This window comes from Priestia sp. P1_B12_1 (assembly GCF_056406695.1).
Genome location: NZ_JBFTZR010000006.1, coordinates 249,440 through 269,978, shown reverse-complemented (window position 1 = coordinate 269,978; position 20,539 = coordinate 249,440). Strand labels below are relative to the sequence as shown.

Annotated in this window: 25 protein-coding genes; 3 read left to right on the top strand and 22 right to left on the bottom strand. The window is 38.8% G+C overall.

All coding sequences use genetic code 11. The annotated features are described in order from the left end of the window. Positions 1 to 40: 40 nt before the first annotated feature. The 5 genes from AC1D0Y_RS20530 to AC1D0Y_RS20510 form a co-directional block, all read right to left on the bottom strand. Complete coding sequence (locus tag AC1D0Y_RS20530; protein WP_477707878.1) at positions 41 to 817, bottom strand: fumarylacetoacetate hydrolase family protein; 777 nt, start codon at positions 815 to 817, stop codon at positions 41 to 43. A 107-nt stretch (positions 818 to 924) separates the two neighbouring features. Then, positions 925 to 3,102, bottom strand: coding sequence for a malate synthase G (locus AC1D0Y_RS20525; RefSeq protein WP_477707877.1), 2,178 nt, complete (start codon positions 3,100 to 3,102; stop codon positions 925 to 927). A 171-nt stretch (positions 3,103 to 3,273) separates the two neighbouring features. After that, on the bottom strand, positions 3,274 to 4,725 hold the full coding sequence (locus tag AC1D0Y_RS20520; RefSeq protein ID WP_263035671.1) for an FAD-linked oxidase C-terminal domain-containing protein: 1,452 nt from the start codon (positions 4,723 to 4,725) through the stop codon (positions 3,274 to 3,276). Further along, positions 4,709 to 6,070 (bottom strand): (Fe-S)-binding protein, encoded by a 1,362-nt coding sequence (locus tag AC1D0Y_RS20515; protein ID WP_028409029.1) that lies wholly within the window; start codon positions 6,068 to 6,070, stop codon positions 4,709 to 4,711. The genes AC1D0Y_RS20520 and AC1D0Y_RS20515 overlap by 17 nt, the downstream gene beginning before the upstream one ends. Further along, positions 6,071 to 7,396 carry an FAD-binding oxidoreductase gene (locus AC1D0Y_RS20510; RefSeq protein WP_477707876.1) on the bottom strand — a complete coding sequence of 442 codons (1,326 nt, stop codon included), beginning with the start codon at positions 7,394 to 7,396 and terminating at the stop codon, positions 6,071 to 6,073. A gap of 382 nt (positions 7,397 to 7,778) precedes the next feature. Here AC1D0Y_RS20510 and AC1D0Y_RS20505 point away from each other — a divergent pair, with 382 nt between their 5' ends. Continuing rightward, positions 7,779 to 9,485: an L-lactate permease gene (locus AC1D0Y_RS20505; RefSeq protein WP_477707875.1), complete on the top strand. Its 1,707-nt coding sequence runs from the start codon at positions 7,779 to 7,781 to the stop codon at positions 9,483 to 9,485. Positions 9,486 to 9,545: 60 nt separating this feature from the next. Here the strand turns inward: AC1D0Y_RS20505 and AC1D0Y_RS20500 are convergent, their stop codons facing one another. After that, complete coding sequence (locus AC1D0Y_RS20500) at positions 9,546 to 9,818, bottom strand: hypothetical protein (protein ID WP_252123408.1); 273 nt, start codon at positions 9,816 to 9,818, stop codon at positions 9,546 to 9,548. 133 nt (positions 9,819 to 9,951) lie between these two features. Beyond that, on the bottom strand, positions 9,952 to 10,599 hold the full coding sequence (locus AC1D0Y_RS20495) for a VC0807 family protein (protein ID WP_050690556.1): 648 nt from the start codon (positions 10,597 to 10,599) through the stop codon (positions 9,952 to 9,954). A gap of 252 nt (positions 10,600 to 10,851) precedes the next feature. Here AC1D0Y_RS20495 and AC1D0Y_RS20490 point away from each other — a divergent pair, with 252 nt between their 5' ends. Together AC1D0Y_RS20490 and AC1D0Y_RS20485 are read left to right on the top strand one after the other, a co-directional pair. Continuing rightward, positions 10,852 to 10,998 (top strand): YuzK family famiily protein, encoded by a 147-nt coding sequence (locus AC1D0Y_RS20490; RefSeq protein WP_014459567.1) that lies wholly within the window; start codon positions 10,852 to 10,854, stop codon positions 10,996 to 10,998. A 108-nt stretch (positions 10,999 to 11,106) separates the two neighbouring features. Continuing rightward, a complete protein-coding gene (locus AC1D0Y_RS20485; protein ID WP_060746869.1) occupies positions 11,107 to 11,910 on the top strand; it encodes a lipid II flippase Amj family protein in 804 nt (267 codons plus the stop codon). 27 nt (positions 11,911 to 11,937) lie between these two features. Here the strand turns inward: AC1D0Y_RS20485 and AC1D0Y_RS20480 are convergent, their stop codons facing one another. From AC1D0Y_RS20480 to AC1D0Y_RS20410, 15 genes are all read right to left on the bottom strand, one after another. Beyond that, complete coding sequence (locus AC1D0Y_RS20480) at positions 11,938 to 12,714, bottom strand: ABC transporter permease (RefSeq protein WP_060746870.1); 777 nt, start codon at positions 12,712 to 12,714, stop codon at positions 11,938 to 11,940. Beyond that, positions 12,711 to 13,601, bottom strand: coding sequence for an ABC transporter ATP-binding protein (locus AC1D0Y_RS20475; protein ID WP_060746871.1), 891 nt, complete (start codon positions 13,599 to 13,601; stop codon positions 12,711 to 12,713). The genes AC1D0Y_RS20480 and AC1D0Y_RS20475 overlap by 4 nt, the downstream gene beginning before the upstream one ends. Positions 13,602 to 13,613: 12 nt before the next feature. Beyond that, on the bottom strand, positions 13,614 to 13,805 hold the full coding sequence (locus tag AC1D0Y_RS20470; RefSeq protein ID WP_013057569.1) for a PLD nuclease N-terminal domain-containing protein: 192 nt from the start codon (positions 13,803 to 13,805) through the stop codon (positions 13,614 to 13,616). Beyond that, positions 13,806 to 14,006 (bottom strand): hypothetical protein, encoded by a 201-nt coding sequence (locus AC1D0Y_RS20465; RefSeq protein ID WP_013057570.1) that lies wholly within the window; start codon positions 14,004 to 14,006, stop codon positions 13,806 to 13,808. It lies immediately after the preceding gene. Next, on the bottom strand, positions 14,006 to 14,326 hold the full coding sequence (locus AC1D0Y_RS20460; protein ID WP_060746872.1) for a YxlC family protein: 321 nt from the start codon (positions 14,324 to 14,326) through the stop codon (positions 14,006 to 14,008). The genes AC1D0Y_RS20465 and AC1D0Y_RS20460 overlap by 1 nt, the downstream gene beginning before the upstream one ends. Beyond that, a complete protein-coding gene (sigY, locus tag AC1D0Y_RS20455) occupies positions 14,323 to 14,880 on the bottom strand; it encodes an RNA polymerase sigma factor SigY (protein WP_223260193.1) in 558 nt (185 codons plus the stop codon). Before sigY ends, AC1D0Y_RS20460 begins: the two co-directional genes overlap by 4 nt. A gap of 70 nt (positions 14,881 to 14,950) precedes the next feature. Further along, complete coding sequence (locus AC1D0Y_RS20450) at positions 14,951 to 15,292, bottom strand: DUF1033 family protein (protein ID WP_013057574.1); 342 nt, start codon at positions 15,290 to 15,292, stop codon at positions 14,951 to 14,953. A 155-nt stretch (positions 15,293 to 15,447) separates the two neighbouring features. Continuing rightward, entirely contained in the window at positions 15,448 to 15,681 is a 234-nt protein-coding gene (locus AC1D0Y_RS20445) for a hypothetical protein (RefSeq protein ID WP_050690561.1), read from the bottom strand. Between the two features lie 8 nt (positions 15,682 to 15,689). After that, the gene (locus tag AC1D0Y_RS20440) at positions 15,690 to 15,908 is read right to left on the bottom strand and encodes a spore germination protein (protein WP_013083687.1); all 219 of its coding nucleotides are present in this window, start codon (positions 15,906 to 15,908) and stop codon (positions 15,690 to 15,692) included. Positions 15,909 to 16,017: 109 nt separating this feature from the next. Next, positions 16,018 to 16,539: a hypothetical protein gene (locus tag AC1D0Y_RS20435; protein WP_060746873.1), complete on the bottom strand. Its 522-nt coding sequence runs from the start codon at positions 16,537 to 16,539 to the stop codon at positions 16,018 to 16,020. A gap of 125 nt (positions 16,540 to 16,664) precedes the next feature. Then, on the bottom strand, positions 16,665 to 16,904 hold the full coding sequence (locus AC1D0Y_RS20430) for a YiaA/YiaB family inner membrane protein (protein WP_013057577.1): 240 nt from the start codon (positions 16,902 to 16,904) through the stop codon (positions 16,665 to 16,667). 278 nt (positions 16,905 to 17,182) lie between these two features. After that, positions 17,183 to 17,383, bottom strand: a complete 201-nt coding sequence (locus tag AC1D0Y_RS20425) for a DUF6501 family protein (protein WP_013057578.1) — start codon at positions 17,381 to 17,383, stop codon at positions 17,183 to 17,185. Between the two features lie 79 nt (positions 17,384 to 17,462). Continuing rightward, a complete protein-coding gene (locus AC1D0Y_RS20420; protein WP_028409054.1) occupies positions 17,463 to 18,236 on the bottom strand; it encodes an alpha/beta hydrolase in 774 nt (257 codons plus the stop codon). Positions 18,237 to 18,357: 121 nt separating this feature from the next. After that, positions 18,358 to 19,428, bottom strand: coding sequence for an FMNH2-dependent alkanesulfonate monooxygenase (gene ssuD, locus AC1D0Y_RS20415; RefSeq protein WP_025751278.1), 1,071 nt, complete (start codon positions 19,426 to 19,428; stop codon positions 18,358 to 18,360). Positions 19,429 to 19,648: 220 nt separating this feature from the next. Next, positions 19,649 to 20,524 carry an STAS domain-containing protein gene (locus tag AC1D0Y_RS20410; protein ID WP_060746874.1) on the bottom strand — a complete coding sequence of 292 codons (876 nt, stop codon included), beginning with the start codon at positions 20,522 to 20,524 and terminating at the stop codon, positions 19,649 to 19,651. Between the last annotated feature and the right edge of the window lie 15 nt (positions 20,525 to 20,539).

Below are 20,539 nucleotides of genomic sequence, written 5' to 3'. Positions count from 1 at the left end.
CTTTATGTGTCGTGTTACTGCCGGGCATTTTGTATCACTCTTATACGTTTACACGTTCTTTCTCTGCAGCAAACGGATTTTGGAGAGTTCCAATTTCTCGGATGGTGCATTCAATGACATCGTTTGCGCTTACTAGCTCCGCGCCGACCGGACTTCCTGTTAAAACCACATCTCCCGGCTTAAGGGTCATAACAGTAGAAAGGTAAGCGATCATTTGCTCAACGGAAATAATCATTAAATCTGTCGAGCTATTTTGTTTTTCAACGCCATTTAAAAACGCTTTTACATGAATGGATTTAAAATCAAGCTCCGTTTCGATTACGGGGCCAAGAGGCGTAAATGAATCAAAGGATTTTCCAATGGTCCAGTGCCCGTCTTCATGAAAATAATCCGGAGCCGTTACATCGTTTCCAATTGTATACCCAAATATATAGTCCAGCACGTCTTCTTTTGCGATGTTCTTCGCTTCTTTTCCAATAATAACTGCAAGCTCGGATTCAAACTTGACGTGCTTAATCGCGGTTGGAATGACAATATCTTCGTTTGGACCGATCACAGAGGATACGGGCTTAAAAAAGAAGACAGGAATAGAAGGCATTTCTCCTGGCAGCTCCGACTTTGCAGCTGCATAATTTGCGCCTATTCCAATAATTTGATTCGGCTCTAAAGGAGCCAAAAGCCTTACTTCACTCGGTGAAAAAGTCTCCCCTGTATAGTGCCATTTCTCAAATATATTTCCTTTAATGACGCTGATCGTATCCTCTTTTAGTACACCTGTATGACGGCTATCTTGTACAGCGAACCTTACAAATTTCATAACATAGCTCCTTTTCCCATTTGCTTAATTTTAATAAGAATAGTAGATAGTCAGATTCTGAAGGTGTAAGTACAGCCTGCCATCCCTATGCTGACAGGCCGTTTGTTTTACTGTTTTATAGCTGCTTTTGCCTTTGCTTCGATACGGCGGCGGTGTAAAATGGGCTCCGTATAGCCGTTTGGCTGATCATAGCCTTGAAATACTAAATCGCAGGCTGCCTGAAAAGCAATGGATGCGCTGTAGTTCGGTGCCATTGGCTGATACAGAGGATCATTTTCATTTTGTTGATCCACTACTTTTGCCATTCGTTTGAGCGTCTCCGTTACTTGTTCCTTTGTACAAATTCCATGATGAAGCCAGTTAGCCACGTGCTGACTGGAAATACGAAGCGTTGCCCGATCTTCCATTAGCCCTACATTATTAATATCCGGTACTTTTGAGCACCCTACTCCTTGGTCGACCCACCTTACTACATAACCAAGTATTCCTTGAGCGTTGTTGTCGAGCTCCTGCTGAATTTCATCTTTGCTCCAATTTGGTTTTTCTGCCACAGGAATTTGCAAAATGTCATCTTGTAAATCAGCAGACTGAGTAAGCAATTCATTTTGAACATCTCTTACATCAATTTGATGATAGTGAAGAGCATGAAGCGTTGCTGCGGTTGGTGAAGGCACCCATGCCGTATTCGCTCCTGCTTTTAAATGCCCCACTTTTTGTTTAAGCATTTCGGCCATCATATCCGGCATTGCCCACATTCCTTTTCCGATTTGAGCGCGGCCTTGGAATCCGCTTGCTAATCCTACATTTACATTAGACTGCTCGTAGCCTTGAAGCCATTTAGACGCTTTCATATCGTTTTTACGGATAACAGCGCCCGCTTCCATTGAGGTATGAATTTCGTCACCTGTTCGATCCAAGAATCCAGTATTAATAAAAGCCACTCGGTCTTTTACTTCTTTGATACACGCTTTTAAATTAAGCGTCGTGCGGCGCTCTTCGTCCATTACGCCAATTTTAATCGTATGACGCTCAAGCCCTAGCATATCTTCAATTGAATTAAATAACGTATTGGCAAAAGCCACTTCTTTGGAGCCGTGCATTTTCGGTTTAACGATATAGATAGAGCTCTTTTTAGAATTTTGATACGTACCGTTTTTAAGCAAGGTGTGTTTGGCAATTAAACTAGTAATCACGCTGTCTAAAATACCTTCATAGATTTCGTTGCCGTTTCGATCTAAAACAGCGCTGTTTGTCATTAAATGCCCAACGTTTCGAACAAACATAAGCGAACGGCCAGACAGTGAAATCTTTTTCTTGTCCGGAGAAATATAGGTACGGTCTGGATTTAAACGCCTTGTCATGTTTTGACTTCCTTTTTTAAAAGTAGACGTCAAATCACCTTTCATTAATCCCAGCCAGTTGCGGTAAACATCTACTTTATCTTCTGCGTCTACTGCCGCTACTGAATCTTCACAGTCCATAATCGTCGTAAGAGCCGCTTCCATTAAAATATCTTTTACACCCGCATCGTCTGTTTTACCAATCGAATCCGTACGATCAATTTGAACTTCAAAATGCAGGCCGTTGTTTTTGAATAAAAGAGCATCAGGGCTTTCTTCTTCTCCTTGATACCCTACAAATTTCTCTTCTTCCTGTAATTCGGTTAAACTGCCATCGTTTAATTGAGCGACAAGCTTTTCATTTTCAAGGCTGTACTGAACCACTTCCGCATGAGAAGACTGAACGAGCGGAACAACTTCATCAAGAAAATTCTTCGCAAACGCAATAACTTTTTCTCCTCGAATTGGATTATAAGAACTCGTGCGCGAAGCTCCATTTTCTTCACTGATTGCATCAGTGCCGTAAAGAGCATCATAGAGACTTCCCCAACGTGCGTTAGCAGCGTTAATAGCATATCGGGCATTATTTACTGGTACAACAAGCTGCGGTCCTGCCTGATAGGCAATTTCGCTGTCTACTCCTTCTGTACCAATAAGGAAATCTTCTGTCTTGTCTTCTAAATAGCCAATTCTCGTTAAAAACGATTTGTATTCGCTAAAGTCACCGTCAGGATTTTCTTGATGCCACGCATTAATTTGAGCTTGCAGCTGATCACGCTTTTCTAACAAACGTTTATTTACGGGTGTTAACTCGGTTACTAACGCTTCAAAATCAGACCAAAAATTTTCTGTACTTAGGCCGCTGGCCGGAAGAGCTTCCTCATTGATAAATTGATAGAGAACTGGAGCTACTTTCAGATTTCCAACTTGTTTGTAGTTTGTCACCGTCTGTTTCCTCCTCTTACTCTTTTACATTTTTAAATTTGGACACGCTTTCATTTCTTTTCGATAAAATGATTAAGACGAACATATGCGGCACTGTTTCTTATTACGAAACAGCGTTTTATTTTTGTTAAAAAAATCATATCATCGAGCGAATATATTTTCAAGAATTTTCTAAAAATATTCTGTTTTTTTCATTTCTTTTTTGACTTCAGCACAGCGGCTCGGACTTGGAAACAGCTTTCCTGCATTTAATAGATTTTTAGGATTAAATACTTCACGTATATTCGTTTGTGCTTGAATTTCATCTTCATTGAAAACAAATCGCATTTCTTCTTTTTTTTCAATGCCCACGCCATGTTCGCCGGTAATCGTTCCTCCTACTTCTGCACATACTTGCAAACATGCGCTTCCGGCGTCTAGTGCTTTTTCCGTTTCCCCGGGCTTTCTAGCATCAAATAATACAAGCGGATGCAAGTTTCCGTCTCCGGCGTGAAAAATATTGGCAATGCGAAGGCCAGATTCTTCGCTAATTTTGTTAATTAGCTTCAGCACTTGAGGCAGTTTACTTCTTGGAATAACGCCGTCTTGCACGAGATAGTCAGGGGATATGGCTCCCATCGCTCCAAATCCTGTTTTACGATTTGCCCACCACCTCGCGCGCTCTTCTTCACTTTCAGCTACTTTCACTTCCCGTACGTTTTGTTTTTTACATACGTCTAAAATACGAAGGATTTGCTCTTCGATACCGGCTGAAATGCCGTCTACTTCAATTAATAAAAGAGCTTCAATATCTCTAGGGTGCCCGACTGGAAACGCAGCAGATTCCACTCCTTCAATGGCGGTTTTATCCATCATTTCAAGCGCAGCAGGCACAATGCCGGCTGATATAATGTCTGATACCGCTTGGCTGCCGTCTTCTACGCGGTCGAAATACGCAAGAACCGTTTGTTTTGCTTCGGGGTTTTTCAAAATGCGTACCGTAATTTTTGTAACGATTCCTAACGTCCCTTCTGATCCTGTTAAAAGCCCTAATAAATCATATCCCGGTTCATCTGGAATACCTTGCTTGCCAAGCTCAATCACATCTCCATTTGGAAGCACCACCTCTAGCCCTAAAATATGGTTGGTGGTTACTCCATATTTAAGACAGTGTGCACCTCCTGCGTTTTCCGCTACATTGCCACCAATGGTGCAGCAATATTGACTCGAAGGATCTGGTGCATAGTAATATCCTTTTTCAGAGATTGAATTGGTTAATTTAAGATTAATAAATCCCGGCTCTACAACGGCACGCCTGTTTTCATAGTCGACGCTAAGAAGGCGCTTCATTTTCACTAAACTAATAATCACTTCGTTATTAAGAGGAATCGCTCCCCCGCTCAGTCCTGTGCCTGCTCCTCTTGCAAGAAAAGGCAAATCATGTTCATTGCAGTATTTAACAATGCTAGAAACTTCTTTCGTATTTTGAGGAAATAACACCGCTTTAGGCAAATGTCTATGAATGGTAAAGCCATCGCAGTCGTACGCAAGCAAATCTTCTTTATGATGCAAAATAGAATGAGCATCTACTAGTTGAGAAAGATTTTTTACGTGAAGATCTTTTATTCTATTTTTCTTCAACACGATGTGCTTCCTCCTCTTCTTTTTGATAGGCCCACTCCAAAAGCTGTACCGTGTGAACAATTTGCTGACTTCGTCCATATTTTTTCACTCCTACTGCCATCTGCAGCATACATCCCGGGTTTCCCATTGAAATCATTTCTACGTCATGAGGCACATGTTCCATTTTACTTTGAAGCACAGCTCCCGCCATATCAGGATTTGTTAAATTATAAATTCCTGCACTTCCACAGCATCGGTCCGCATTAGCCATATGAACCATTTCCACTCCCGGAATAGAAAGCAAAATATCTCTTGGTTCTTCTCTAACTCCTTGACCATGAGCTAAATGGCAAGCGTCGTGATACGTAATGCGCTTATGCAGCGTTGTCTGCGGAGGGCGATATCCCGTATCGTGAAGGTATTTTGAAATATCCTGGACTTTTTCAGCAAAGACTTCGGCTTTTTCAAGCCACTCTTGCTCTTCTTCTCTAAATAGTTCGGGATACTCTTTTAACATGCAGCCGCATCCTGCAGCGTTTACAATAACAGTGTCCGCATGTTGAAACGCCTCTATATTTTTTTTGGCAAGCTGTCTTCCCATGTCTCGGTCTCCTGCATGAACGTGCAAAGCACCACAGCACGTTTGAGATGGAGGAATAACGACGTCGTTTCCATTTCTTCGTAATACATTAAGAGTCGCTTCATTAATATCACTGAACATGACGTCCATGATGCAGCCGGTTAAAAAAGCAACTTCTGCTTTTCTTTCGGCTTTTGCTTTTAGAACGCGTTTCTTTTTATATTTTTTTCGAACAGAACGGGTAATTTTAGGCATTACATGTTCCATTTCCGCTAGATGTGTCGGCATCATATTTAACATGCCTGTTGTACGCATCATTTTTTGCATTCCGCTTTTTTGATACAGCTTCAATAAGCTTCCTGCGGCTTCTAAGCGATGAGAGTGAGGAAAAAGTTCTTTTAGAAAAAACTTGCTGATCATGCCTTTCCATCCCGTCAAAGGCATTGCCTGACGAATTTGGCCGCGAGCTTCTTCAATGAGTCCCCCAACGTCTACATTTGCAGGGCAAGCAGTTGTACAGGCCCGGCAATCCAAACAGGCAAACACAGGGTCTGTAAACTGCTCATTCACGCTTATTTTTCCTTCTGCTACCGATTTGATAAGGTGCACGCGTCCTCTTGGTGAATGCTGTTCTTGGCCCGTTATTTCATAAGTAGGACAAGACTCCAAGCACATTCCGCAGTGTACACAATCCGCCCATTTTTTTTCGTCTGGCGCGTCTTTCCACAAATAATTGCTAACGCTTTGACATGGAGCATCTTTGATATCCGCTTTCGCTGAATTCACTTAGATTCCTCCTATAAATCGTTTATAGTTAAGCACGTTTTTAGCGTCCATCTTTGCTTTAATTCCTGCCAGTAACGGAAAATGAGAAGGTTCTTTTCCCCATACATTTACTTTTTGGCGCAGTATAAAAGGCAAATGTTTAACGACCACATATCCTCCGTACGTTTTAGCAGTTTCAGTAAATGAAGTAATAACGGAAAGAATGGCATCTTCTGAGCCTTTTATGTAGACTGAACAAAGACCATGGCCAACTCCTCCATGTGCTTTTATCAGCATTGGACGGGACGTTTTTAATGCAGTACTTTTGTTTATTACATCGAGTACATTCATATTTGGTACGCCAATTTTTAGCGCGGCTTCCGTTTCCTCTTCGGAAGAACAGCATGCACCATTTGGACTCATGTTACTAAAAAACCCCCAAAATACTTCGGATTCTTTTTCATGCAGCACTTTTAAAATCGTATCAGACGGCTGAATACTTTTGATGTAATTCTCTTGATAATGAACGGAACTTTCCACATCTTCAAAGCTGATTACAAGTGTAAACAGATGCTGCCCTATTACATCTTCAGCTAGAGAAGGATTTAATAACTCCAAAGCAACAGGCTCTATCATGGAATCTAAGACTTTGCTAACAAACGCATGAATTTCTTCGATATTGCCTGTTGAAAAAGAAATAAAAACAATGCTTTGATACTTGGGCAGCGGACGCAGCTTTAACGTTATTTCGGATATAACGCCGAGCGTTCCCATTGAACCAATAAACAGCTTATTCATATCATAGCCAGCCACGTTCTTGACGACTTTTCCCCCTGAACGAACAATGGTTCCATCTGAATATACGACTCTCATACCGATTACTGCATCTCGAGCCGATCCATAAGATAAGCGCTTTGGACCACTTTCATTCGCTGCAATAACTCCGCCGATTGTAGCGTAGTCTCCTAGAGATGGATCAAGTGAAACTTGCTGATTATGCGTTTTTAAATACGTTTGCAGCTCTCCAAACGGTGTACCAGCTTTTACAGTAACCGTCATATCACCTACTGTATGTTCAACAATTCCGCTGTATTCAGTCAGCGAAAGCAAAAGGTCTGCTGTATCTATAAGTCCCCCAAACCCTTTTTTTGTACCGTTCCCTTCAATGACGACTTTTTTTTCATGTTCCGTCGCATACTTTAAAACGGCTGCTATTTCTTGTTCTGAAGTTGGCTTAATATGCAGGGACCCGTTATTTCCAAGGAAGTGATTCATATGCTGTTCTTCAAGTGTGGAAGGATGAGATAAAATGGATTTTAAATGACCTGGAAGCTTCAACGTACTCAATAAATTGACTCCTCTCGTTTTGTAATAGCAAACAACGTTTCACTAATAACATAAAGAAGTGCCATATATAATACGACTAAAAGTAGTAGATTAATAAGAAGGATAATTAGTAGAATAGATGAAAAAATATATTTTAAGCGCTTACAATCATTAAATCACCTATTCTTGGGATTTTCAACCAGTATTTTCTTCTTATCACCAAAAAAATGTCCGTTCTTTTGAAAAAAAGTTTCTTTTAGTACTTGCCTATCCTAAAAGGATTAGAATATAATGTAAGCGAATTCATTTTTACATAAGTCATCAGATGACCTTATCATCGTAGTTTTAATGGTTTCGTTTTACTAAATTTATAGTTCACTAATTTGAAAATGAGGTGTTAGTTATGACATGGACACAGCAGTTCACTCCTGTAGGAAACAGCGTCATTTGGTCTTCATTAATCGCTTTGATTCCTATTCTTTACTTCTTTTGGGCTCTGGCTATTAAACGAATGAAAGGTTATATGGCTGGAGTTACAACTTTACTGGTCGCACTTGCCGTTGCAATATTTGCTTATAAAATGCCGGCTAGCATGGCTATTATGTCAGCCAGTCAAGGAGCTGTATACGGTATACTGCCGATTGGATGGATTATCATTACGTCCGTTTTTCTTTACAAACTAACCGTAAAAACCGGTCAGTTTGATATTATTCGTACCTCTGTCGTATCTATTACAGAAGATCGCAGACTTCAAGCTTTGTTGGTTGCTTTTTCGTTTGGGGCTTTTCTTGAAGGGGCCGCTGGTTTCGGAGCACCTGTTGCTATTTCAGCAGCTCTGCTGGTAGGTTTAGGATTTAATCCTCTGTATGCCGCTGGCTTATGTTTATTAGCAAACACAGCACCCGTTGCTTTTGGTGCAATCGGTATTCCTATCACGGCTATGGAAGGTCCTACTGGAGTAGCGGCAATGGAAATCTCTAAAATGGTAGGCCGCCAGCTTCCTTTTATTTCTGTATTTATTCCCCTGTATTTGGTTTTTGTAATGGCAGGATTTAAGAAAACAGTAGAAGTACTCCCTGCTATTTTAGTATCCGGCATCTCTTTTGCCCTTACCCAGTTTGTCAGCTCTAACTTTTTAGGACCGGAACTTCCCGATATTTTATCGGCACTCGTTTCACTTTTTGCGCTCGCTATTTTCTTAAAATTCTGGAAACCGAAAACAACGTTTCGCTTTCAATCTGAAAAAGCAGCACATGAAGTAGCTTCCGCTTCCGCTTCCGCTGAGCCAAGAGAAACTCAAGATCAACCGGCATTCACGGGGGCTCAAATTGCAAAGGCGTGGTCACCTTTTTTAATTTTAACGATCTTTATTTCTATATGGGGAATTCCCCAAATTAAAACCGCTTTGACAGGACATTATGAAGGAGCTAACGCTTTTTTGGGCGCTATCAATTCCATCGGACATTATTTAACGTTTATGCCAGAAGTACCTTGGTTAAATAATTTAATTTTAAATGGAAATGGAGAACCGATTGCGGCAGTGTATAAGTTAGAATTACTAGGCGCTGCTGGTACAGCTATCCTGTTGTCTGCTGTTGTCACAAAATTTATCGTCAACATCTCTTGGAAAGACTGGTTCATTACGTTTAACGAGACGTGCAAAGAATTAGCGCTGCCGCTGCTTACCATTATGTCCGTTGTGGCATTTGCTTACGTGACAAATGCGTCTGGAATGAGTACAACCTTAGGACTGCTGTTAGCTAAAACAGGCGCGTTATTTCCCTTTTTCTCTCCTGTACTCGGCTGGCTCGGTGTTTTTATTACAGGATCAGATACTTCAGCCAACTTATTGTTTGGTAACTTGCAAAAAATCACGGCTACGTCTATTGGAATGGATCCGCTTCTTGCGCTTGCAGCAAACTCTTCTGGTGGAGTAACCGGTAAAATGATTTCACCGCAGTCCATCGCCGTTGCCTGTGCTGCGGTTGGGTTGGCTGGAAAAGAGTCCGATTTGCTTCGTTTCACGGTGAAGCACAGCTTATTTTTACTGCTGATTGTCTGCGTATTAACATTTTTACAATCTAATGTATTATCGTGGATGATTCCTTAATCATAAAAAAGCTTCCGTATCTAGAGGTACCCCTCTGAACGGAAGCTTTTTTTCTTTTAGTTAAGATTGATTAATGGCATATACAACAAATAAAACTATGTCTAGCAAAATCATTACAATACCGACAAGCAGCCAGATGTTTCCTTGAGTCTTTTTCTCACCTTCTTGCATTTCAAACGCCCTAATAGCAAATACAATTCCAAGGGTAAACACAAGAAAAAACAGCTGACGGTAATCGAAGAACGACAGTACAGCAAAAATTAAAGTGAAAAACACCATAATCATTTCTAAAATCCGATAAGGCTGCTTTTGACATGCTAATAATAGTTTCATTTCTTGACCTACTTTCATCCCGTTTTTAATAGCGTTATTTTACTATTAATTTTAAATGAGATGTTAGTGTTTCGAGCACTGTTCACTGTTTTGTAACAAAAAAGCGTACGTTAGTTAAACGCACGCTTCTTTTTTATTCATTTACATTTGGATTCATTGGATTATCCATCCCTGTTTTATCTTGAATTTTTTTATAGATAAAATACGTGTAGACGGCAATTAAAATGGAAAATGCCCACGTAACGGCCTGACGGAATACAATCATGTTCCCGTACCCTTCTACTCCGTACTTTTGAATCAATACGTATTTTACAATTGCTAAAAATACATAGCGACCTGCGAACAGTACTGTAAGCCAGTTCATCATTTTGAATAAATCGGGCTGGTGGAAGAGTTTTAGAGAGTCTTCTCGCTTATAGCCCATTAAGTAAGCCGTATCTACAAAAAAGTACAAACCAATTGGCTTTTTTATCATAATGGTAAACAGAACAACTACAGCCAGTCCAATCATAAAATATACTTGATTGTTTAACATCGTTGCTGCGTTTCCTGAAATTAAATCAATAATGGTACGTGCCAGCAGCGTAATGACAATAAACAATCCTGTTACGTTAAACTGGCGATCTTTAATAAATGTATAAATGGTATACACAAACGCTGGTGCTGTTGAAAGCAAAATGGCATAGTAATCACCAATAATGTCTTTTCCTTGGTTCCATATTAGGTAAGGAATAGCGATATAAAAAAGTAAATCAAACCATACTCGTTTTGTATTGTTCATATATAACTCCTTTAAAAACGTTGTTCCTGCTATTATATGGGATACTACGCAAGAAAAAAAGGCTTTTACCTGGAATGTTATGAAATTTTAATCATTTGATGTTTAGATCCAGAGCGACAGGGAAAACGATTTCTAGAAAGACTTCAAGAATCATAAACATCCAAACACTTGAGCAGCGATACATGTGCCACAAGTGAAAAATGCTGAAAGGATTGATTCATTATCGCACTTCACCTAACGTACACGTCAGAAATGGAAAAGGCCATGCAGCTTTCTCACGGCGTGGGGTATGCTGAATATAGCCGTAAACTAGACAAACGTCTACAGGTGGAAAAAGAACGAGAAAAAGATTATCAGGCTAGCAAAGATATACTGCGTGATATTAACCAGCATCGATAATAAAAAGCCGCTTGCTACTCTTGGTAGCAAGCGGCTTTTTATTTACAAATGAACCAAATTTATACATAATAAGGAAGTGTGTGTATCAAAGAAAGGAACTTGCTTATTATGATGGAAAAATTACTTATTATTTGTGTGTTTGTAGGAATTATTCATATGATTGAAACACTAGCCTACTCTGTGAGACTTGCGGGCTTAAAAACTCGGAAGCTAGTCGTGGCTTTATCTCTTTTTAATATTATTGTCATTGTGTCAAGAACAGCTAATATGGTGCAAGCTCCGCTGACCGGCAAATTAGGAGACGCGGTTCAGTCTAAAGAAGATTTGCCCGTTCTGCTTCATCAGCTTCAAACTATCTTGCTCGCGGCTTCTATTGGTACAATCGCAGGTGCTCTGTTAATTCCTAGCTTTGTATCAATCTTCTCCCGAATGATTTCACACTTAGAAGTAGCGGGATCTGTACCCAAAATGATGAAAAACATTACTTCCATACATACGCTGGAAAAAGCAAAAAAACACGTGAAGCGTCCTAGGTGGATTATGCTGTCTCAGCTGCGAATAGGCGGAGTGCCCAAGCGGTTGCTTCTTTTAAATTTAATGGCTACGACCATTTATACAGTAGGTGTTCTTTCCACTCTTTATGCTTCTACGCTCGAGCCTACTCTTTCTAAATCAATTCTGATGTCTTCTGGTCTTATTAACGGACTAGCCATGATTACCCTTGCTGTGTTTGTAGATCCGCAAGTAGCCATTTTAACTGAAAAGGTAATGAAAGGTGAATCCACTAAGCAATCTATGAACAAAATGGTTGGTACACTCGTCATCTCTCGTTTGTGCGGGACCGTCTGTGCCCAGATTCTCTTAGTCCCCGCTGCTCTTTATATTGCATGGGTGTGCAAATTAATCCCTTAAAAAAAAGACTTCGTTAAAGAAGTCTTTTTATACATATTCCACTTTTTTGTATCTATGAACAGCAGCGATTAAAAGAAAAAAGCTGCTCATTAACGTAACAACTACGGTATAGGTGACACTTTGTTGCCAGTGCAATTGTTCAAGCAGGCGAGCGGCGTATTGTGACAGCGCTGCAGGACTCCACTTTAATTGATTCGTAAACAAAGTACTCAAAAATGAAAGTAACGCAATGATCAAAATGCTTACTCCAGCAATTCCTCCGCTTTGTAAAAGAAAGGTTCCAGCTGCCACTAAAACGGACAAGATAAAAATCAGCCACAGGCTGTATAAAAGAAAGCTAACTATCATATGAGTCCAATCCACATGTGAAAATAAAAGATTTGTATAATACCACGCTGCTATATAGCTTATAAACGTTGAGCCAATGACCAGTACGATTTGCGCAGCCCATTTACTCATAATGTATTGAATGACGCTTACCGGTCTCATCATAACAAGTACAGCCGCATGATTTTGTCGTTCATTCGAAATCATATTCATGCTTGCTAGTACAATCAGTAAGGTTCCTATTGTGCTATATTGTGAAAGGACACCTTGCATTACTTCTTGACCGGTGGGCGTAGGAAGTTGAATAATTGCTCCTTTTGGTAAATTCCCTGCCATATTAATGATTTGTGGCATGTAATAATTCGTTAAAGGCTGTGTGATGCCTAGTAAAATTAGAGAGATTGGCAGCCAAATTCCTTTGCCGTTCGCAAATAATTCATGCAGTTCCTTTTTAAATAAGACTCCAAATGTGTTCATTTGTTCATCACCTCTAGATACACATCTTCGAGAGAATGCTGTTTTCGTTCAAATAAAACAAGGTTTGCTTGCTGATCAACAAGCAGTTGAAGCAGCTGTTGCTGCTGAGATGTATCTTTTACACTTACAGTGGCTTTATAAGGAGAATGAAACAGCACCTGTTCACTTGGCAGACTGCTAAATGATGCAGGGAGCCTCTCTTCTGTTTCAATCGTAAAAGCAGGATCCGCAAACTCTTGGCGCAGCGAACTCTTTGTTCCATTCCATTTCATGCGTCCGTTTTTAATCATAATCATGTTATCGCATATTTGTTCTGCATCATGCAAAATGTGAGTTGAAAAAAGGATGGTCGTATCTTTTTTTAATGTTTCGATAATCATTAGGACATCTTTTCTGCCTTCAGGATCCAAAGCCGAAACCGGTTCATCTAGAATGAGCAGTTCAGGTTTATGTAACAAGGCCTGCGCCAAGCCTAAACGTTGTTTCATTCCTCCAGAAAAGCCAGCAATTTTCTGCTTTTCCTTTCCTTTTAAACCTACAGTTTCAAGTACTTCATCTATTCGTTGGGAAAGCACATTCTTTGAAATGTTAGATAAAAGACCTAAAAAAGTTAAATACTGCTGAGGCGTCATCCAATTAAAAAACGTAGGATGCTGTGGCAGAAAGCCAATAAATGATCGTACGTCTTGGTGTTGTTTATCTTCAAAAGAAATTTTCCCTTTATTAGGTGCAGTAAGACCTGCAATCATATGCAAAGTAGTCGTCTTACCTGCACCATTAGGGCCTAACAACGCTGCACATTTTCCCTTGTCGAGATTAAATGAAAGGTTATTCACAACGGTTATATTACGATATGCTTTTGTCAGTCTTTCTACTTGCATAAACATCTTCGTTCCACCTCACTGTTTTTTACGTCCTAAAACAAAATATAAAACGGGGCCAACTGTACTTACACATAAAATGATGAGTCCCCACAACCATTTTGGTCCGTTTGTCTCTTCTTGCTTTATGCAGCTTATTAACGCTGGGATCATTAAAAGCAATTGTAAGAATAGAATTGGAGCAATTAACAACCAGTTAATGTCCTTCATTTACATCCCCCTTTTTCTTCGTGCTGGAAGCCAAATAATAAAAAACCAATAAAACAGCGTTGGCATTGGAATTTGAATCAGTCCCCATATTCCCCAAAACCATGGATGAGCGCCGCGTTTTTTTGCATTGATAAAAAGTAGAAAGCTTTGAAGAAGGAGAAATGGTGAAATAAACAGCACAAGAATCCATTTTTCATTCATTATAAAAACATCTCCTTTTTTCGTTTATAGTGAAAAACGATAAAAGAAATAGGAGCAACAATGATCCCAATTACTTCAATGGCGATAAATAAGGCAGGTATTTGTAAAATAGCAGTTGCCATTATCGTTAAAATAACAAGTGCTGTTAATGTAAATAACCATAACTCTTTCCAGAAAGCTTTTTTCTGCTTTTGTTTTTGAATGAGAAGCTGTTCTTGAATTGCATGAAGAGAAATACGTTCATGACTTGCTAAACTCTCTAGCTGTTCCCAATCTTTTTTTAAAGAATGTAAGGACTGATTGTCATTTTCTTCTCTCATTCTTTCCACTCCTTTCTCAGTATGTTTACTCCTTTATTTACTCTTGATTTGACCGTTCCTGCTCGCATATTCAGCATATGGGCAATCTCATCGTATGTATATCCGTAATAATGTCGAAGCAAGACAGGAATTCGAAAGCGCGAATCGAGTTCATTAAAATCGGAAAACATCTCGCTCCATTCCACTCCTTTGTATTTAGCCTTCCACTGAAGCTGGTGCGATAAAGACTGCTTTATTCGCTGGAGACTGCTTTTTTCACGTTTTTGCTTACGCAAATAATCCATGTACAGTCTTGAAGCAATGGATATCATCCAAGTCGAAAACTTTGCTTCATTTTTGTATGAAGAAAGATTCACGTAACATTTCATCATTGCTTCCTGACACAATTCACTGCATAAGTCCTCATCTAATGTCAGCTTTAAAAGGTATTTATATAAAAATGAATGATAGCGCTGAAATAATAATGAAAAGGCATCATCATCACCTTGTAATGCTTTTTGGACAAGGATGAAGTCATCTTGTTCCAAAGCGGTCACCCCTCCTTTTTGTTTCATCACCTATATGACGCTTGAGCGATTGAAATCGTTCATTTTTTATATAAAAAAAACGCCCCGCAGGACGTTTTTATTTAGTACGAAGCATTTTTAATCCTTCTTCATCTTCTTCTAATGAATAGACTTCATCGTTTTTAGCGAATAAAACACCGTGGAAGATTTGAAGATCATCATCACAGGCTTCACAAAATTCCTTTTCGCCTTCGTTCCAAAAGCTAAAGAGCGCTAGTTCATCACTTCGCACGCTTGCGTATTTTTGATGAAATTCATAAATCATCATCGCGTAGTAGCGAAGCGCTTCTTCTTTTTTTTCAAATTCAATGGTTTCAATAATATCTTTTTCCCAGCCTTCTAAAAACAGCCAAGGTTCACAATCACTTTTTATTTTATGAACTCTCCATTTATCTGTCATGATTGAACATCTCCTTACTTACAGCTTACTTCTAAAATTTCTCTTTTCCTTATTATTCAGCAAAAATAACTTTGAATCAAGTAAAACGGAAAAAAACGCCTATTTTCAGGAAATAGACGCTAACAAGGTGGCTTAATCTGAACTTCTTTTTTATATTAATAATAGCTCCTTAAACTATAAGGAACTAAACTGCCCGTATAATACTGGGTAATGGGAGGGAAAACGCCTGCTGAAGGCGTGATTTTCCCCCACCAAGATGGTTTTTTGCCCCACCAGTTGTCCATCGCTCCATCAGGTGAAACGACAAATCCAATTGGACGTGCAAACGAAGGCATAAAATACGGATAGAACGAATACTGAAAAGGCGTATAGAAAGAAGAGTAAAACATCTCTTTCCTTATCCGTTTCCGAAGCCGTTTTGATCAGAACCATCGGGATCGAGCGTATTTGTATTAGAAAGTCCTGAATTTGTATTTACACAAATTCCTGTATTTGAAGACCCTGAACCTTGTGCAGTTTTACTGTTACTTTTTGGAGAAACATAGTACGTATCGCCAAACGTAACGACTCCTCCTGTAACGTTTGGAATCACTACATGATTAATAACAATCGGCATTATCCTCACCCTTTTTATTTTCATCGTGATGTAATATATGAACGATTTATCAAAAGGGTTATACATTAATGGATATAAATAAAAAATCCCCCTGCAGAGTGGGGTATTTTTACGCTTTTACCTCTTTTTTAGAATGACTTAATTCATCTCGCAGAATATCAAAATCTCGTTCTGCTACTTCTTCAATTTTAGTATACAATTCATTCTCTGTTAGAAGTCCTTTTTCTTCCAGTATTTCGACAAGAGCCTTAAACTTTATTCTAGATAAAAGCATTTCGTTTACCGTGCTCTCTGTTGGCTGTTCATTTTTCACTGGTTCTTTTGTTTTAACAGGTTCTTGCTGCAGCTTCACCCTGAAAACAATATTTGTATGATCGGTAATTTCAGGTGACTGATAAAATGTGCTGTGCGAAATGTTTTTTAGTGTTAGCGTTTCTTTTGTCTCCATATTTGTTACTTCAAAGTACGGATCCTCAAAAAATGCATCATATTTATCATAAGCTGCTTTGCCTACAACCGAAAAAGAAAAGTTTAGCCTTTTCAACTCTTCACCTGTATTCGCATCAGTAATCATTTTTTCTTCAAACATATCAACGTGAAAATTTACGTTATTAATCATTAGTTGTGTCAATTCAATCGCCTCCTTCTTTATTAATACGACACGGAGTGACAAGTTCCCTGTTTTTTTATATAAAAAAACATCTCCCAAAAATGGAGATGTTTTTCAAAGAGCTAGAAAAATGCTCTTTTTCAGCTCTACAATTCTTCTTCTGCTTTGTCATATTTGCGTTCGTGCGCCGTATCTTCTTCGTTATCACGAATGGTTTTTTGAAGCACAAAAGCAGACATCGTTAAGTATAAAGTTCCAACGGCATAATAACCTTTTACCGGTAGTGATGCATCTAAGGTATAAATTCCTATAAACATAGCTAATAGTGCTGTAATAAAAGCTGTCCATGCTAAAAATGTAAAAGCTGCTGTATTACGCTTTTTCATCGTATGACCTCCTCTTTTCCTTTTTCTGTTAAGCGTCGCTTTCATTTTACATTGTAAAATAATTGTTGTCATGGGTATTTATAGTCAGTTACCCTTTTAATCAGAACAAGAAACGGAAGAATTTAGGTCTTACATCCTATTTTTATCATGAAGCTTTTTTTCGAAATGATGAGATATATGGAACTTCTCTTTAAAAGTATGGTCAATCGTTTTCATTAAGAAAAGCTTCAGTTAATTACTGCAATAAAAAAATCATCGCCGAGACGATGATTTTTTGTTTAGCCTTCAAAGTATTCTTTATAAAAGCCGCCGACTTGGCCAGTGTTATCAACAACAAAATAAAACTCTTCTGTTTCGTTTTTTACATCATATGTTTTTCCTGCTGTTAAAACATTTTCAACCACGAATTTTTTTGCATCTGTATGTATGCATTTTACTTGTTTAATTGTTGGACGATCGTTCCATTCTAAATGAATCATGTATGTACACTCCTTTGTTTTCATTCAAGATTCATTTTATCTTACTTGAAGTAAAAAAGAAACGGAGCGAATTTAAAAATTAAAAAATTCGCTCATGCACTTTTTTTTTGGCAACTGTTGCTTGTACAAACTGTGCCGTTTGTGCAACAATTGTGTCTTTATCAAAATCCATCGACGCAACATGGTAAGAGTTTCGAAGCATGTGCTGTCTTTTTTCTGCTGATTGAATATGGTTTAAGATATAAGCTGAATTCTCAGGCGGTACTACGTTATCAACTGTTGATGTTAGTACTAAAGCCGGGCACGTTACATAAGATAAGCGTTCTTTTGTTTCGTCCATTAAAGAAAGCAGTTCACGCATAGAGCGCACTGGTACTTTATCGTACGTAATTTCATGTACGTTTGGATCTTTAATATCAGGATGATCTTCTTTTAAATAACGAGGCGTATGACGAGAGCGATAAGGCTCCATTGAAGGAATGGAAGTCATAGCCGGATTGATGGCAATAACTCCGTCAAGATCTAGTCCTTGGCTTGCTGTATGAAAGGTAAGAGTGCCTCCCATGGACTGACCTAAGATAAATACATGACGGCATTCTTGCTTCAAACGCTGATACCCATTTAAAAAGTCTTGCTTCCATTCCTGGTACGTTGTTTGTTCAATATCATAGTAGTGAGTACCATGTCCCGTTAGTCGCAAACCGTACACAGTAAAACCTTTTTCAGCTAATTCTTTTCCGATATATTCCATACTTTGAGGAGTCCCCATAAATCCATGAGAAACAAGTATACCAATGTCGTTGCCTTTATAATAAAAAGATTCTGCGCCTTGAATTACGTCATAACGTTCCATTTTCTTCACCCTTTACCACAAATTTTCTGACTAAATGAACTATCTTTATAATACACCTATAATTCCTATAAGTCAACTGGGTTATTTATTTTTTTACGATTCAAAAAGAAAGAAGCAAGAATTATCTCTTGCTTCTTTCTTTTTGAATATGTGGAAATACTAGCTCAGCAAACGTATATGCTTCTTCTAGATGCGGGTAGCCTGATAAAATAAACGTATCAATTCCTAGCTCTTTGTACTCTTTTAACCGATCCGCTACAATTTCAGGACTTCCCACAAGAGCAGTTCCGGCTCCTTCTCGTGCTAAGCCAATTCCCGCCCATAGATTCGGAGCGATTTCTAGTGCACCTCGATCTTTTGTGCCGCTGTGCAAATTTGACTGTGTTTTTTGGGCAGTGGAGTCAAATGACGCAAACTTATCTTGAAACGCTTTGATCGTATCATCATTAACATGTTTAATTAATTTATCTGCAGATTCCCACGCCTCGTCTTCTGATTCTCTTACAATAACGTGCAGGCGAATACCAAAGCGAATGTCCCTGCCTTCGCTTGCAGCTTTTTCTTTCATCTCATCAATTTTTGTTTTAATCACTGCGGGCGGCTCTCCCCATAACAAATATACATCTGCATGCTTTGCTCCTACTTCTTTTCCTGCTGGAGAAGATCCACCAAAGTACAGCGGAGGATACGGTTTTTGGACAGGAGGCGATGGAATGTACGCGCCTGTTACATCAACATGTTCTCCTTTATAGTCCACTTTTTTTCCTTCCATTACATCTCGCCAAATCGTTAAAAATTCATCTGTTAACTCATAGCGTTTATCGTGGCTTAAATAGTTACCGTACGTTGCTTGCTCTACGGGATCTCCTCCCGTCACAATATTTAACATAAGTCGGCCGTTTGACATTTGATCGAATGTAGAAGCCATCCGTGCTGAAAGTGTTGGAGACATTACACCCGGGCGAAGTGCAATTAAAAACTTCAGTCGATTCGTAACGGAAGCAAGTGCCGACGCAATCACCCATGAATCTTCACAATTTGAACCAGTAGGCAACAAAGCGCCGTCATATCCTAGATAATCCAGTCCATGTGCGATTTGCTTTAAGTAGTGAATGTCGCTTGTTCTGCTTCCTTCGGTTGTGCCTAGATAATGTCCGTCGCCTGCTGTAGGGAAAAACCATAAGATGTTCATTTCTATTTCCTCCTAAATATTCTCGTATTCTATATAAAGCGTTTTTATATTATTTGTTCAATTCTTGTCGGCTAATTACAGAGATGCATTTTTATATTAGCGTATGTAATACGACTCTTTTTATTTATTAAATTAGTAAAATCATAATACCTCTTTAACCTATATGTCAAGTATGAATTGAGATAAAAAAAACAAGAATTAAAAGTAATCCTTGTTTGCTTTATTTCCTCATACGTGAAGCCATCGCGTTAGCAAGGGTTGATTTTGTTGATATATTTTCAAAAGATAAACCTAAATGAGAAGCGGTAATCGCGATTTCAGGACGCACCCCAGAAATAGTTGATTCTACACCTATTAATTTTAATGCATCAATCAGCTGGAAAATCTGATGAGCAACCATCGTATCAACAATAACCACTCCTGAAATATCAATATAAAGGTGATTCACTTGCTGTTCAGCGCAGCGAGTTAACGTATTTTCTAAAATTCGGCGCGCTCTTGCTGTGTCGATATCCCCAACAAGCGGAAGAATTGCAATATAATCGCTTAATGGAATAACTGGCGAGCTCAGCTCATTGATCAGCTCTTTGTGTGCTTCAAGCAACCGCTTTGAATGCTGATGGTGCTCTTCTACAAATTTATAAACGGTAATATCAAACACGCGTACAATCAATTCGTTCCAGTCGTCTAGTTCTTCTTGCGTAATATCTTGCTCGTACTCTTCTACAAATTGATTTAAATACGTTAAATACTGTTTTCTAACTCGGAAAAATTCTCGAATAATATAATGAATAGGCGTTCTTACATGTTCTCCGTCTTCCGCAATCTTTAAAATCCACGTTTCAAATGAATCAAAAAATTCTTTTTCACTTTTTATAAATACATCGGCTATGTATAAATGAAATTCATTATTTTGACCTTTTAATACTGAAATGACTTCTGGATGAGTAGATGCATAAACCGATTCTGGGTCATTGTCTTCAATGCTTTCATACCATTCTTCCGTCAGTTGATCTGCATGTTTTAAAAAAAACATTCGAAGTGCTTCATTTTTATTCAAAACGATTCCCCTTTCCATACCAGCTATTACTATCATTATAATTCAACTTTT